This is a genomic window from Idiomarina sp. A28L (genome assembly GCF_000218785.1).
GTDB lineage: Bacteria > Pseudomonadota > Gammaproteobacteria > Enterobacterales > Alteromonadaceae > Aliidiomarina.
Genome location: NZ_AFPO01000024.1, coordinates 1 through 12,960, shown reverse-complemented (window position 1 = coordinate 12,960; position 12,960 = coordinate 1). Strand labels below are relative to the sequence as shown.

The 12,960-nt window shown below is 44.5% G+C and carries 16 protein-coding genes; 6 read left to right on the top strand and 10 right to left on the bottom strand.

Features of this window, described 5'->3' with window-relative positions:
• Positions 1–3: 3 nt before the first annotated feature.
• Complete coding sequence (gene ftsY, locus A28LD_RS09795; protein WP_007420924.1) at positions 4–1,362, bottom strand: signal recognition particle-docking protein FtsY; 1,359 nt, start codon at positions 1,360–1,362, stop codon at positions 4–6.
• 134 nt (positions 1,363–1,496) lie between these two features.
• Here ftsY and rsmD point away from each other — a divergent pair, with 134 nt between their 5' ends.
• Both rsmD and A28LD_RS09785 read left to right on the top strand, forming a co-directional pair.
• Entirely contained in the window at positions 1,497–2,099 is a 603-nt protein-coding gene (rsmD, locus tag A28LD_RS09790; RefSeq protein WP_007420923.1) for a 16S rRNA (guanine(966)-N(2))-methyltransferase RsmD, read from the top strand.
• Positions 2,100–2,190: 91 nt separating this feature from the next.
• Positions 2,191–2,508, top strand: coding sequence for a DUF1145 domain-containing protein (locus A28LD_RS09785; RefSeq protein ID WP_007420922.1), 318 nt, complete (start codon positions 2,191–2,193; stop codon positions 2,506–2,508).
• Here the strand turns inward: A28LD_RS09785 and A28LD_RS09780 are convergent.
• Positions 2,505–3,092 carry a YjaG family protein gene (locus A28LD_RS09780; RefSeq protein WP_007420921.1) on the bottom strand — a complete coding sequence of 196 codons (588 nt, stop codon included), beginning with the start codon at positions 3,090–3,092 and terminating at the stop codon, positions 2,505–2,507. The genes A28LD_RS09785 and A28LD_RS09780 overlap by 4 nt on opposite strands.
• A 25-nt stretch (positions 3,093–3,117) precedes the next feature.
• Positions 3,118–3,714, bottom strand: coding sequence for a YhgN family NAAT transporter (locus tag A28LD_RS09775; RefSeq protein ID WP_007420920.1), 597 nt, complete (start codon positions 3,712–3,714; stop codon positions 3,118–3,120).
• Between the two features lie 170 nt (positions 3,715–3,884).
• On the opposite strand from A28LD_RS09775, the gene A28LD_RS09770 reads away from it, so the two are divergent.
• Complete coding sequence (locus A28LD_RS09770; protein ID WP_007420919.1) at positions 3,885–4,877, top strand: threonine ammonia-lyase; 993 nt, start codon at positions 3,885–3,887, stop codon at positions 4,875–4,877.
• Positions 4,874–5,950 carry an alanine racemase gene (locus tag A28LD_RS09765; RefSeq protein ID WP_007420918.1) on the top strand — a complete coding sequence of 359 codons (1,077 nt, stop codon included), beginning with the start codon at positions 4,874–4,876 and terminating at the stop codon, positions 5,948–5,950. Before A28LD_RS09770 ends, A28LD_RS09765 begins: the two co-directional genes overlap by 4 nt.
• A gap of 47 nt (positions 5,951–5,997) precedes the next feature.
• Here A28LD_RS09765 and A28LD_RS09760 read toward each other — a convergent pair whose 3' ends face one another.
• Genes A28LD_RS09760 through A28LD_RS09750 form a run of 3 tightly spaced genes read right to left on the bottom strand, consistent with a single transcriptional unit; the run spans position 5,998 to position 8,569 of the window.
• Entirely contained in the window at positions 5,998–6,417 is a 420-nt protein-coding gene (locus A28LD_RS09760; RefSeq protein WP_007420917.1) for a VOC family protein, read from the bottom strand.
• Entirely contained in the window at positions 6,417–7,589 is a 1,173-nt protein-coding gene (locus A28LD_RS09755; RefSeq protein ID WP_007420916.1) for a trans-sulfuration enzyme family protein, read from the bottom strand. Before A28LD_RS09755 ends, A28LD_RS09760 begins: the two co-directional genes overlap by 1 nt.
• Positions 7,590–7,603: 14 nt before the next feature.
• Positions 7,604–8,569, bottom strand: coding sequence for a PLP-dependent cysteine synthase family protein (locus A28LD_RS09750; protein ID WP_007420915.1), 966 nt, complete (start codon positions 8,567–8,569; stop codon positions 7,604–7,606).
• 130 nt (positions 8,570–8,699) lie between these two features.
• Here A28LD_RS09750 and A28LD_RS09745 point away from each other — a divergent pair, with 130 nt between their 5' ends.
• Positions 8,700–9,305, top strand: a complete 606-nt coding sequence (locus A28LD_RS09745; protein WP_007420914.1) for a hypothetical protein — start codon at positions 8,700–8,702, stop codon at positions 9,303–9,305.
• Between the two features lie 128 nt (positions 9,306–9,433).
• Here A28LD_RS09745 and A28LD_RS09740 read toward each other — a convergent pair whose 3' ends face one another.
• The 3 genes from A28LD_RS09740 to A28LD_RS09730 all read right to left on the bottom strand — a co-directional run bounded on the left by A28LD_RS09740 (position 9,434) and on the right by A28LD_RS09730 (position 11,034).
• The gene (locus tag A28LD_RS09740; RefSeq protein WP_007420913.1) at positions 9,434–10,096 is read right to left on the bottom strand and encodes a hypothetical protein; all 663 of its coding nucleotides are present in this window, start codon (positions 10,094–10,096) and stop codon (positions 9,434–9,436) included.
• An 83-nt stretch (positions 10,097–10,179) separates the two neighbouring features.
• The gene (locus A28LD_RS09735) at positions 10,180–10,671 is read right to left on the bottom strand and encodes an ATP-binding protein (RefSeq protein ID WP_272941161.1); all 492 of its coding nucleotides are present in this window, start codon (positions 10,669–10,671) and stop codon (positions 10,180–10,182) included.
• 57 nt (positions 10,672–10,728) lie between these two features.
• Positions 10,729–11,034: a HigA family addiction module antitoxin gene (locus A28LD_RS09730; protein WP_007420911.1), complete on the bottom strand. Its 306-nt coding sequence runs from the start codon at positions 11,032–11,034 to the stop codon at positions 10,729–10,731.
• A 422-nt stretch (positions 11,035–11,456) separates the two neighbouring features.
• Here A28LD_RS09730 and A28LD_RS09725 point away from each other — a divergent pair, with 422 nt between their 5' ends.
• A complete protein-coding gene (locus A28LD_RS09725) occupies positions 11,457–12,101 on the top strand; it encodes a hypothetical protein (RefSeq protein WP_007420910.1) in 645 nt (214 codons plus the stop codon).
• 85 nt (positions 12,102–12,186) lie between these two features.
• Here A28LD_RS09725 and A28LD_RS09720 read toward each other — a convergent pair whose 3' ends face one another.
• Entirely contained in the window at positions 12,187–12,909 is a 723-nt protein-coding gene (locus tag A28LD_RS09720) for a hypothetical protein (RefSeq protein WP_007420909.1), read from the bottom strand.
• Positions 12,910–12,960 lie beyond the last annotated feature (51 nt).

Sequence of the window (12,960 nt, the reverse complement as noted above, 5' to 3'; positions counted from 1 at the left end):
AGTTTATTGCGCACCTTTTTGGGGTGAGTTTGCAGCACTGGCATTGTCGCCGTTTGTATTCGAAAACAGTGCATCTACAAATTCTGTGGCCACAAATGGCCGTAAATCTTCTAAGCTTTCACCCACACCGATATAACGAATAGGGATTTTAAATTGGTTCGCCAATGCAAAAATAACACCACCTTTCGCGGTACCATCAAGCTTGGTCATAGCTAAGCCGGTAACACCAACCGCTTCATTAAATAATTTTGCTTGGCTAATAGCATTTTGTCCTGTTCCCGCATCTAACGTCAACAATACTTCATGAGGCATTGCCTCATCGAGCTTGCGCATTACACGAACAATTTTCTTCAATTCTTCCATTAAGTTTGCTTTATTTTGCAAACGCCCAGCGGTATCGGCTATCAATACATCAACCCCACGGGCTTTTGCCGCCTGCACAGCATCAAATATCACTGAGGCACTATCGGCACCTGTATGCTGGGCAATTACTGGAATGCTGTTGCGTTCGCCCCACACTTGCAATTGCTCAACCGCTGCAGCTCGGAATGTATCACCAGCCGCTAACATTACCGATTTACCTTCACTTTGGAACTGCCGCGCTAACTTCCCAATGGTGGTGGTTTTACCAACGCCATTTACACCCACCATAAGAATTACAAAGGGCCCGTTGCTTTTTTCAAGATCTAACGGCTTACTCACTGGCGCCAGCATTTCTGCCATATCGTCTTTTAGTTTTGTGTACAGAAGCCCAGCATCTTTTAGCTCCTTGCGTGAAGCGTGCTCGGTAAGCTGCTCGATAATCTTTCCGGTTGTTTCTACGCCCACATCGGCCATCAGCAACTGAGTTTCTAAATCTTCAAATAATTCTTCATCAATTTCTTTGCCAACAAATAAGTTTGCTAAGCCTGAACCTAATGAGCTCGAGGTTTTTTGTAAGCCTTGGCGTAAGCGTTGCCACCAACTGGTGCGCTGTGGCCGATCTTGTGTAGCGTTTTTTGTTGCCGGCTCGGTTGCGTTTGCTGGAGCTTGCTCGATAGATTCTTGCTCAATAGGTGTTTTGGCTTCAACTGCAGGCTCTGGCAATGAAGCAGGCGGCGGAGTAATTTTGCTTTGCATGGCCGCTGCATCATCTACCGCGCTGGGTAAATCAGTGCCCTCACGCTGATTTGTTTGCGCAGGCTCTTGGGCGGGCTTCTTACTTTCGGAAACAGAATCGGTGGTAGCACTATGCTCAGGTTTTTCATCTGAAACTGAAGAATCCACATCATCGGTTTTTTTATCTTGCTGCTTTTGTTCTAGCTCTTCGTCCGCCTGTTTGCGGCCAAATAAAGAGGAAAAAAGAGAACGTTTTTTTGCCATAACTAAGAATTCCAAATACATCAAAACGAAGTATCGATAATAGCATTGTTCCGAACTTATGTGTACGGCCCAAGCCCGCGACAAAAGCTGTGATAATGGGTACAATGTTCGGCATATCAAGCTTCGAGGTAAGAATGGCGCAACAACATCGCAAAGCAACTGAAAAAGGCTCCGGTAAAATCGGCCAAATACGCATCATCGGCGGCCAATGGCGTGGGCGCAAACTTGCCGTTCTTGATCTCGAGGGCCTGCGGCCAACTACCGATCGGGTAAAAGAAACGTTGTTTAATTGGTTACAATTTGAAATGCCAAACGCGCGCGTTCTCGATGCTTTCGCCGGTAGTGGCAGTTTAGGTTTAGAAGCTCTTTCGCGGGGCGCGGCCGAGGTGGTGTTTGTTGAGAAATCGCCTACGGCAAATAAACAACTCAACGAAAATATAGCTACGTTGCTGAAAGGTAATGATAAACCTATTACTAAAGTGCTCACCGGCGATACCATACAGAGCCTGAAACAACTTGAAGGTACGTTTAATGTGGTTTTCCTCGACCCACCCTTTCATCAGGGTTTGCTGAAAGATTGCATTGAAGGCTTGCACACCGCTAACCTCGTTTCCGAAGGGAGTTGGATATATATTGAAAGTGAGCAATCACTTACTGTAAGTGCTCCGGAAAACTGGCAGCTACATCGTGAAAAGAAAGCTGGCCAAGTAGTTTATCGATTGTATCGCGTGGCGTAATGTAATCATTGTGGGTAATAATTAGCTCTATTGATTTTGTGTTTTAGCTGAGCTGAAAAGCTTACATTAAGAAGTTTAGGAAGGAAGAAATATGCGCTCTATGATTATCATTGGCCAAGTATTGTTTACGGCACTTTGGTTAGTACTGCTAGCTAACTTATTTATGCCCTTTCCAGGCAACGCATTTGCGTTATTTTTGCTACTTCTATTGATTGTAGTGGTGCTGCATTTATTACAAATGCTAATTTTCTATGCTGCATTTCAAAGCTCGATAAAAGCTGAAGGAAAAGATTATTTATTCATTTTCTTATTTGGAATTATTGGCTGGATGATGGCGTTACAAAAACAACAACTAAAGCAACAAGAAGAACAGCAAACAAGTGGTAAGGGCCCAAACACCTCGGCCTAAAGGCCGAGGTTCGATATCCCTTCTTCGCGGGCAATGGCGCGTACTTCGCGCACGAGCTCTTTATCAATTACTGCTGTATCTTGCAGAAAACCAACCATGGCTTGTTGTACTTCTATTTCATACGCACTCAAAGGATGTTCATCCATAGCTACCGCTCGTTCACCGGCATCATCTATATTTGCAAGCTCACCGAGCTCAAGAAAATGGGCCACCGAGCCTTGAGAAATTTTTGCCACATCGAGCAATGGAGCACCATCTTTATCTTCAATGCCTTGCATTAAACTACTCAGCGCAGTACACGCAGCAATAGCTGGAAACATACCGAGCACATCGAAATCCTGCTCGTTTGGGGTACATTCCTCAAGTTTTTCTTGCCAACGTTGCCAATCACTACCTTTATTCACCGAAAGTTTATCCCAAACTGCGTTCAGGCCACCGCGAAGCACCTTTGGATCGCCAAAGCCGGTGCTTTCGTGGAACAAATCGTAGTTTGGTAACATGCGTTCACATAAATAGGCTGCAAGCACACCTTGATGCTTTAAATCGAGCTCGCGTATCTCTTGAAATGTTGTTTTCCGTGCCATTTTTCCTGCCTTATTGCCTACTATGTTAAACCGCCGATTTGGCAAGATATGCCATGATGCCATCGAGGAACATTTGCACTGAGATCATCACCAAAATCATCCCCATCAAACGCTCAATCGCGTTTAACCCACGCTGGCCAAGAGCTCTGAGTACAAAACCACTAAACAACAAAATCGTAGCAGAAATAGCCCATGCAGCAACCGAGGCTATTGTCCAATCAAGCATTTGATCAGGTGCTTGGTTTGCTAATAACAGCAAGGCGGCAAGTAACGAGGGGCCAGAAATTAATGGAATAGCTAAAGGAACAATAAAGGGCTCATCACCAGCGGGCAGGCCTAACACCCCACCCGGCTGCGGAAAAATTAGCCGTAATGCGATAATAAATAGAATAATACCACCCGCAATACTTACCGATTCTTGGCGCAAGCCAAGCCATGTTAGCAAGCTTGTACCCAAATAGAGAAACAACAACATAAATACCAACGCAAACAATAGTTCACGTATAAGCACTTTTCTTCGCCGTTTAGGATCTACATGGCGTAATACCGAGATAAAAATTGGCAAGTTCCCAAGAGGGTTCATTATCAATAACAATGTTATTGCGGCCGTAACGGTATCCATTGATATTCCTTGATTGGTTGAGCGTATTTTAATGCTTTGAATTTATTAACTAGAATTGCAGTATAACCTTGAAAAAGCGGAAACAAAACTGGTGAGGTAGGCTTACCTTGATATACTCTTGCTAGATATATTTTATACCTTTGCATTTATCGATTTTATGGAGCAGAAACGTGACAGGATGGCAGCACATTGCTGGGCCCGATGCCTTGAATCTTGATTTAATTAATCGAGCTGAAAAGCTGATCGCGCCTTATATTTTGCAAACACCAGTGCTACAAAGCTCGGTGCTAGATTCTATCGCCAATGCCCAATTATTCTTTAAATGCGAAAACCTGCAGCGCACTGGCGCATTCAAGTTTCGTGGAGCCATGCATGCGTTATTAAATCTCACCGCCGAGCAACGCAAGCAAGGAGTTTATACGGTATCTTCTGGTAACCACGGTGCGGCGCTCGCAGCTGCGGGCCGTATTTTAGGTATTCCAGTACAAGTAGCGGTTCCCAATAACGCCCCCCGTGTTAAAAAAGAAAACATTGCCAACAACGGCGCTGAAATCATTGAAATCGAACCTGGCATGGCAGCCCGAGAAGCCTTTATTGAAGAAAAGCGAACCCAAAGCCAACGCTTATTTATTCCACCTTATAACCACCCATTGATTATGGCTGGGCAAGGCACCGCAGCGCTCGAATTAGTTAAAGCCGTTCCTGATCTTGATGCTTTAATTAGCCCCCTAGGTGGTGGCGGTTTGTTATCAGGAACCGCCATGGTAGGCCACAGCCAAAGCATTCCAGTTTTTGGCATTGAACCTGAGCTCGCCAACGATGCATGGTTATCATTGCAGGCTGGAAGTATTCAACGTGCGCGGCCGCCCACAAGCATTTGTGATGGTTTACTCACAAGTTTAGGCGATCACACATTTCCAGTAATTCAAACCTATGTAAAAGAAGTGCTATTAGTTTCTGAAAATGAAGTAATTATCGCTATGCAGCAGCTCTGGCAAGCATTGAAAGTAATGGTGGAGCCTTCCTCAGCTACCGTTTTTGCAGCTGTTTGCAAGTACCCTGAACGCTTTCAAGGTAAACGCTTGGGGTTAATTCTAAGCGGTGGCAATGTTGATGTAAGCCGCCTACCTTGGCCGGTTACCTTATTGGAGAAAGCCGAATGAGCCTAAATTGGAACACCATTACCGGCCCGCAAGTACTTGTAGATAGCCGAAGAAGTAAGCGCAACATTAAGCGCATGCAAGAAAAGGCGGAAAGCGCAGGCGTTGATTTACGCCCACATTTTAAAACCCACCAATCTGTAACAATAGGCAAATGGTTTGGTAAGCCTGCAGAAACGCCGATTGCGGTTTCCTCTGCCTCAATGGCACGAACTTTCGCTGATGCCGGTTGGCAAGATATTCTATTGGCAATTCCGCTAAACCCAAGGGCATTGCCTGCTTATAACCGTTTAGCTCGTGAACTTCGCCTTGGGCTCACCATTGAAAATGCTGAAAGCTTAAAAACTGTAGGGCGCCTACTTAGCCCGGTAGATATCTATGTTGAAATTGATGCAGGCTATGGCCGCACCGGTATTGCTTGGCGCGAGCACGAGAGTATTAATTTAATTCTTGAGCAGGCCCGAAAAATGCCACAGGTACGGAGCCTCGGTTTGCTGCTGCACGCTGGTAATAGCTACACCACGCGTGGTGAGCATGGGATTGCCCAAATTCATCAAGAAAGCCTGCAGCGGTTGGCTGAATTAGTAAAAAACTTGAATATTCCGCGCAATGAACTGCGAATTTCAGTAGGCGATACACCTACGTGCAGCCGCATGGACAGCTTCCCGGGTGCCGATGAAATTCGGCCAGGTAACTACGTATTTTACGATTGGCAACAACAGCGCATTGGCGCTTGTGATTGGCCCGATGTAGCGCTAGCAGTGGCCTGCCCTGTTATTGGTATTTACCCAGAGCGCAACGAGGTAGTGGTGCACGGTGGTGCCGTACATTTTAGTAAAGATTCGGTATCTATCGATGGCAAGCAAGTGTTCGGGCAAGTAATGCACCAAACCACTAACGGCTGGGGTAGCCCTATTCAAGGGGCGCAACTGGTAGGTGTTTCGCAGGAGCATGGAAAAGTGCGGGTGCCCGAAGCCATGCTGAAAGAATTAGAGCTGGGCGATTTATTAATTATCGTTCCAGCTCATTCTTGTTTGGTAATGGCCGCCTTCAATGGCGAGTGCACGGTTATATAACTCCGCGCCATTGTTTAGCTAGTACAAGTGTTTAATTGCCAAAGAAATTATTTGGCAAACAACTGGCCGATATCAGCAAAGGCTTTAAATTCGAGTGCGTTGCCGGCCGGATCATAAAAGAACATGGTGGCTTGTTCGCCCGGCTTTCCTTTAAACCGAACATAGGGTTCGATAACAAATTTAATGCCAGCTTCATGAACACGAGCCGCCAATGCTTCCCAACTCTCCATATCCAGTACTACACCGAAATGCGGTACAGGCACATCGTGGCCATCTACCGGGTTACTTACTGGCGGCAGCAAACGGTCGGGCGCAACATGAGTTACCAGCTGATGCCCATGAAAATTCCAATCAATCCAATGATCACTGCTGCGGCCCTCGCCACAGCCCAGAAGCTCGCCATAAAAGGCGCGAGCTTTATCGAGGTCATCTACGGGAATAGCCAAATGAAATGGAGCAACCGCCATTACATTTTCTCCAGTGCTTGCTCAAGATCAGCAATCAAATCCTGGGTATCTTCAATACCCACTGAAATACGCACAAAGTTATCGTGAATACCGAGTTTCTGGCGGTTTTCAGCTGGAATTGAAGCGTGCGTCATGATCGCTGGGTGCTCGATCAAACTCTCTACGCCACCCAAAGATTCAGCCAAGGCAAAGATTTCAACTGCTTCCAAGAAACGGCGCGCAGTATCCAAATCGCCATCTAAGAAAATTGAAATCATGCCACCAAAGCCACTCATTTGCTGTTTCGCTAGTTCGTGTTGCGGGTGGCTTTTTAAACCCGGATGAATCACTGTTTTCACTCGCGGGTGTTGCTCAAGCCACTCTGCAATTTCTAATGCAGCTTGGTTATGGTGCTTCATTCGCAACGCCAATGTTTTCACACCACGAAGCGCTAAGTAACTATCGAAAGGCCCGGCAATTGCGCCAATCGAGTTCTGCAAAAACGCCATTTGCTCTTGCAGATCTTCGCGCTCACCCACCACCGCAATACCGCCCACCATATCGGAATGGCCGTTCAAATATTTGGTTGCCGAGTGCATTACGATATCTGCACCTAATGCTAAAGGTAATTGGTTGTATGGCGTAGCGAAGGTGTTATCAACCACAACGATCATATCGGGGTTGTGTTCCCGCGCCTTTGCAACAACCGCACGAATAGCTACTAGCTTTAACATTGGATTGCTTGGGGTTTCTATCCACACCATGCGAGTTTTCGGCGTAAACGATGCGGTGAGTTCCTGCATATCGGTTAAATCAACATAACTGAAATCTAAACCTGCTGAACGGCCACGCACTTTATCGAACAAACGGAAGCTGCCGCCGTAAAGATCGTCCATCGCTACTACATGATCACCAGTATCGAGTAACTCAAGAATAGTTGCTGTTGCGGCCATACCCGAGGCAAACGCGTAGCCACGGCTACCGCCTTCAAGGTTTGCTACAGAACGCTCCCACGCGAAACGCGTTGGGTTTTGCGAGCGCGAGTATTCAAAACCAGAATGCTCACCTGGGCTTGGTTGAATATAAGTAGAACTTGTTACGATGGGCGGCATTACCGCGCCTGTAATTGGCTCTGGTTCTTGGCCACCATGAATGGTGCGGGTGGCAAATGCTAAATGTTTTGTATCGCGCATAAATAAAATACCTCTTAACTTAAATCTTGAGCAGCTAACCACTCATCGTTAAATAATTTCGATAGATACCGACAACCGGTATCACAGGCCAGCGTAACAACCCGCTTCGGTTCGGTTTGTTCGCGGCAATACTGCAATGCTGCAGCAATTAAGGTTCCGCTTGAAGAACCCACCATAATGCCTTCTTTCAACAATACTTCACGCGCCGTAGCGAACGATTCTTTATCACTGATGCTATAAGCCTTACCGGCCAATGCAATTTCGCAAATCACTGGGATAAAATCTTCGCCAATGCCTTCCACGCGCCAGCTGCCCGCTTCAACTTCTTTACCTTCATTAATTAGTGGCGCCAAAATTGACCCATCAGGGTCGGCTAACACTAAATCGATATCTGCTTTTTGTTCGCGTAAATAACGGCCAACACCGGTAAGTGTGCCACCAGAGCCAACGCCACATACGAACGCATCAAGGTTGCCTTCCATTTGCTGCCAAATTTCTGGTGCAGTAGTTTCATAATGCGCTTGCACATTCGCCGGATTTTCAAACTGGTTGATATAAAACGCGTTACGTTCTTTTGAAAGGCGTAATGCTAAATCCTGGTAATACTCAGGATGGCCTTTTTGCACATCTGAACGCGTTTCAATTACTTCCGCACCTAAAGCACGCAAATTATAGAGTTTCTCGCGGCTCATTTTATCAGGCAGCACGATAATTAATTTATAGCCTTTTTGCGCGGCTACTAGAGCTAAACCTAAGCCGGTATTTCCTGCGGTAGCTTCTATAAGAGTATCGCCCGGTTTAATCTTACCTTGCTCTTCGGCGGCCGCGATCATGGTTACGGCAATGCGATCTTTAATCGAAGCGCCTGGATTCTGTGTTTCTAGTTTCAGATACAGTTCGCAAGGGCCAGTATCGATATGGTTCACCCGAACCATTGGCGTGTTACCAATCATTTCTAAAGCGTTATTATAAACCTTCATGAGCCTGCCTTTTTATTTCGCGGTGTATTTTACTTTGCGCATATTCTACGCGACAAGGCGCTTACTATCCATGCCAGTTGTTTCTATGTTATTTTAGTTGGAACGGATTCAACAAAAATGAGGAAATACTATGCGCCTGAATAAAATGCATTTACTCGTAGTAGGAGCGGCCGCTGCACTTGCTGCATGTACGCCAGCGGAGCCCAACCCACAAGAGGTTTTCTTTAACACTATTGCAGAACACTGTGGTAAAGCTTACGAAGGCCAAGTTACTTCCGGTAATCCAGAAACTGATGCCACTTGGATGAACAACCGCATCGTTATTGAAGTGCGCGAATGTACTGAAAACCGTATCCGTATTCCTCTGCATGTTGGTGATAACCATTCACGCACATGGATTATCACAAAAACCCAGATGGGGTTAGAGCTTAAGCATGACCACCGCCTCGAAGATGGTAGCGATGATCCAATGACCATGTATGGCGGCACTACAGTTACGTTGGGCACGCCAGATTCTCAAGCATTTCCAGCCGATGAATACAGCAAGCAATTGTTCACGCAGCTAGATGCTACTGTTTCTATCACCAACACTTGGTGGATGTCGTTTCCTGATGAAAACACATTCCGGTACCGCTTATCGCGCCCGAATCGTGAGTTTCACGTAGATGTTGATTTAAGCCAAGAAGTGGAAGCACCACCCGCACCTTGGGGTTGGGAAGATAACTTCCAATATTGAAGTTGAAAGCTAGGCTTTATTAAGCAGAGCCCAATACAAAACGCCGCATCAAGCTTATTTCGCTCGAATGCGGCGTTTTTATTTGTCTCGCGATTGTATCTATTCGGCAGCTATCTTTTAAAAGATAGTTATTGTTCGAAGGGCCGCGGCGATTCACCCGTTATGCACTGCTGATAAAGCTCTGGAAGCGCATAGGTTTGGTAGCGTAGCTCTCGCCCGTCAATGGTGTAATGCGCATTCAAGTTTTCGCCGTCAGTTCGGAATTCAACGTTATCGGCGCCAATAAAACGATCAATGTGAATTACCCGCTTGTACATACCACGCTGATCACAGCTCATTACCACGAAGAACTGGGAGTTCTCATCGCTACCTGAACCCAGTGCCGTTACCGTATAACCCTCGCCTTCGAACTCTGCACGTACTTTCTGATCGCCGGCATAGTAAATTAGCAAACTAAATAAGGTAAGCAATACCAACATGGCTATCCAAATGCTTATCCCCAAACGGGCGATTTTCCAATATTGCCAACCAAGTGCAGCTCGGCGAAGAATAAAGAAGCCAGCAATGGCAGAGATTAAAAAGCCAACCGTAATCATGCTTTCGAAAATTATTTGTGATTCTGTCCAACGCCATACAAAAACGTAATCGCCAGGCATCACTACAGCATCAAACCACACTGGAATAGTGAGTAAAATAATAGCTAAACTAATGAAAATAATACGCTGCTGTATTGCCATAGGCGGAAGCTTATTCGGTTGCTGCTCTGTTTGTGAATCCTGCTCGTGCTGCATAGGTACCCTCTTGCATGTTGCAATTCAAACCAATGAATACGCAGAATAGCAAACATACACTGAGAAATGCACTACAAGCTCAATTACAAAGCACGCAGTTGAGTTAACAACGCATCAAGCGCACGGTAACTAAGTGCTTCGAGCAGATGCTCTCGATTTAGCCCAAGATCGCCATTTAAATCAGCAATTGTTCGCGCTAATCGTAGCGTTCGATGATAAGCACGGTGCGAAAGCGAAAGTTTTTCCATGGCGGCTACCAGAAAATCATGATCGTTCTCGTTTAACTTCGCAACAATTTCGAGCTGCTTCGGCGAGAGTGCATGATTCAAGCATTGTTGGCGCTCTAGTTGTATCTCTTGCGCCGCTATCACTTGTTGTTGCAAATGAGCGCTAGTTACCTTACTTGTTGTGCTGGTTCTGCGCAGCGCATCGGGTTGCCGCGGCACATCTACTTGCAAATCAATGCGATCGAGAAAAGGCCCAGAAATTTTACCAAGGTATTTAAGAATTTGTTCTGGGGTAGAGCGCGAGCTCTGAATATCTCCATTGAACGTACCGCAAGGTGTGAGATACAGAAATAAATGATAATTTACAGAATAAAGTGATACTAAAGACCTTTCGCTGTAGCTACCTTATGCTGTATCTAAAAGTGGCTCGGCATCGATTAGCTCTTTTCGTAAAATTTCTAATTGCTGTAAATCATAATCATTTTGCCAAGCTACCCAAAATTGTGCAGATACTCCCGTTGCAACTTCAAGCTTCAATGCTAATAAACATGATACGGGCATTTGGCCATTTAAAAATCGCGATAGGCTCGACGGATGTAAACGAAGTTTTTGTGCAGCATTTTTCACAGTTATATCGTATCGAGATAGGAAGCGCTCGCGAAAGACTTTTCCTGGATGTTTGATAGGGAGTTTGCTTTTGTATGTCTTCATCACATCTACCTCACTTGAGATCATGCTGTGTTTGACGACCCAGGGCTCTATTCATATTGGAAGTTTTCGCTTCCGAGGACATCCATTACATTATCAATGATGTTCACTATTTACGAAGTTAGCAGATAAAACAGAACCCCATTACTTTGCCAAAAGCAGCCCAGTTACTTTCATGATGGTGATTAGCGATTTGAATTGAGAGCTTCAAGCCGCATATAAGTATGATACTTTATTACACGAGTTTCGACGAACTTTGATTAGGCGCCACCATTGAGTATGACACTTTATTTTTAAGGCGCGACTTCACGACAAAGAAAAATCAATAACTTAAGGATCGCCTTGCATGAAGCTTTATTACTACACTACAATTAAACGGGTCTGAGCTTGATGAAACACTAATAATTATTGAGAGAGAATCAGGCATGAATCATGAAACCCTCCAAAGCTATATTGACACTGCCAATTCTGGTAAGTGGTCGATCCCGATTTCCAGCTTTAAAATAAGCCCAACGGTAGAAGTCGCTTTAGTGTGGAGCGAAAGGCCGATGGGGAAAATAAGTAACGAAGAGAATAAAAGGTTCTTTCTCATTAAGAATGAGATCGAGTATGTGGCAATTATATACGACATGAAAGAGGATAATCTTCACTGGTTGGCATTAGAAAGATATCGCAAGAGAGGGTATTTAAGTCGTGCGTTGCATGACCATATATTCCCTTTTCTATCTTGGGAAGGTAGGTCTGAGCAAAAAGCTACCGCTAATACTAAAGAAAGCGAAGAGTACCTAACCAAATTAGGATTTGAGAAAATGCTAGAACGAAAACCTAATGCCATGGGACACCAAACTTACTCATTGAACTTAGAAAGCGTTGGTAATTTCAAGGCCGAAAGCATAGACCGAACACCAAATTCAAAAGCCGATATCGACAATATAAAGCAAGAGCTTAGGCGACTCGCTGCTGAAGTTAGAATAGTTCGCGATAAATTAGAGTGTACTTATGATGATGACTTTGGCCTTGACAACCAAGCTAACGAGTTAACTAGAATTGCTCATTGCATTGATGAGTGAGTCAAACTCGAGAATAAAATCTACATCTTTAAGTCTTGTTAGTCGCCCCCTAATGTTGGCAAAAATCATTGCATATATAAAACGGCTAGCTAGGGAATTCTTCTAAGGTTTCTAGATATTTTTTGTATAAGTCAATAAATACGTTGTCTATTAGTATTAATAGATAAAAATACAAGAAATAATTTTCGTATATTTGGGTTTCACTTTCTAGCACTCGCAGTGTAGGGAGGTTTTGCTGATAAGATAATGTGTTATGCGCAATTCGATTTCGATGTCTATATAAATGGTCAGTGTAAATTTCTATAGCGATCCCAGTTAATAGATTGGTTTTGTTTCTAGCGAAGTGCGAAATATCTATTTTTGGAGAGATCTTCTTGTAGTCTAAAAAGCTATTTTCGGCCCAAACATATAAGTTTGTACCGACAAAACAATCCCTGATAGTGTCTATAGTTTGATTTAATATTTTTTGCTTGTCTATGAAGTTGTCATTAAAATCTGACTTTCCAATTTTGATGATCTGCGTCACTAAATCTTTGTAGATTGACTCTTTATCTTTATATGTAGAGCAATCACCAAAGTCTCTCTTATTGAGCTTATTGTGTCGATACTCGTAATCATCTGATGCAAGCGCCCAGCGGATACACTTCATTTTCTGCTCTTGGGCTCCAGTCAGTTTTAAAAAAACAGATTGCATCACATAATCGCACAAAGGGAAGGTCTCTATTCCTGAGCCGGCCCCCAAACTAGCGGTGGTTACATCATTTAATATCGTACTTAATGGCGATAATATAAAATTATTGTGACTCATCTATTAAATGCCTCCCGTAAATTCTTATAGAACTCGAAATGCGAGACCTAA

Excerpts from the sequence above, each read along its gene's own strand:
- A28LD_RS09745 (WP_007420914.1), top strand. The coding sequence starts at position 8,700 with ATGCGCCTGAATAAAATGCATTTACTCGTAGTAGGAGCGGCCGCTGCA.
- A28LD_RS09720 (WP_007420909.1), bottom strand. The coding sequence starts at position 12,909 with ATGAGTCACAATAATTTTATATTATCGCCATTAAGTACGATATTAAAT.
- A28LD_RS09760 (WP_007420917.1), bottom strand. The coding sequence starts at position 6,417 with ATGGCGGTTGCTCCATTTCATTTGGCTATTCCCGTAGATGACCTCGAT.
- A28LD_RS09785 (WP_007420922.1), top strand. The coding sequence starts at position 2,191 with ATGCGCTCTATGATTATCATTGGCCAAGTATTGTTTACGGCACTTTGG.
- A28LD_RS09725 (WP_007420910.1), top strand. The coding sequence starts at position 11,457 with ATGAATCATGAAACCCTCCAAAGCTATATTGACACTGCCAATTCTGGT.
- A28LD_RS09730 (WP_007420911.1), bottom strand. The coding sequence starts at position 11,034 with ATGAAGACATACAAAAGCAAACTCCCTATCAAACATCCAGGAAAAGTC.
- A28LD_RS09780 (WP_007420921.1), bottom strand. The coding sequence starts at position 3,092 with ATGGCACGGAAAACAACATTTCAAGAGATACGCGAGCTCGATTTAAAG.
- A28LD_RS09755 (WP_007420916.1), bottom strand. The coding sequence starts at position 7,589 with ATGCGCGATACAAAACATTTAGCATTTGCCACCCGCACCATTCATGGT.
- rsmD (WP_007420923.1), top strand. The coding sequence starts at position 1,497 with ATGGCGCAACAACATCGCAAAGCAACTGAAAAAGGCTCCGGTAAAATC.
- A28LD_RS09775 (WP_007420920.1), bottom strand. The coding sequence starts at position 3,714 with ATGGATACCGTTACGGCCGCAATAACATTGTTATTGATAATGAACCCT.
- ftsY (WP_007420924.1), bottom strand. The coding sequence starts at position 1,362 with ATGGCAAAAAAACGTTCTCTTTTTTCCTCTTTATTTGGCCGCAAACAG.
- A28LD_RS09765 (WP_007420918.1), top strand. The coding sequence starts at position 4,874 with ATGAGCCTAAATTGGAACACCATTACCGGCCCGCAAGTACTTGTAGAT.
- A28LD_RS09740 (WP_007420913.1), bottom strand. The coding sequence starts at position 10,096 with ATGCAGCACGAGCAGGATTCACAAACAGAGCAGCAACCGAATAAGCTT.
- A28LD_RS09750 (WP_007420915.1), bottom strand. The coding sequence starts at position 8,569 with ATGAAGGTTTATAATAACGCTTTAGAAATGATTGGTAACACGCCAATG.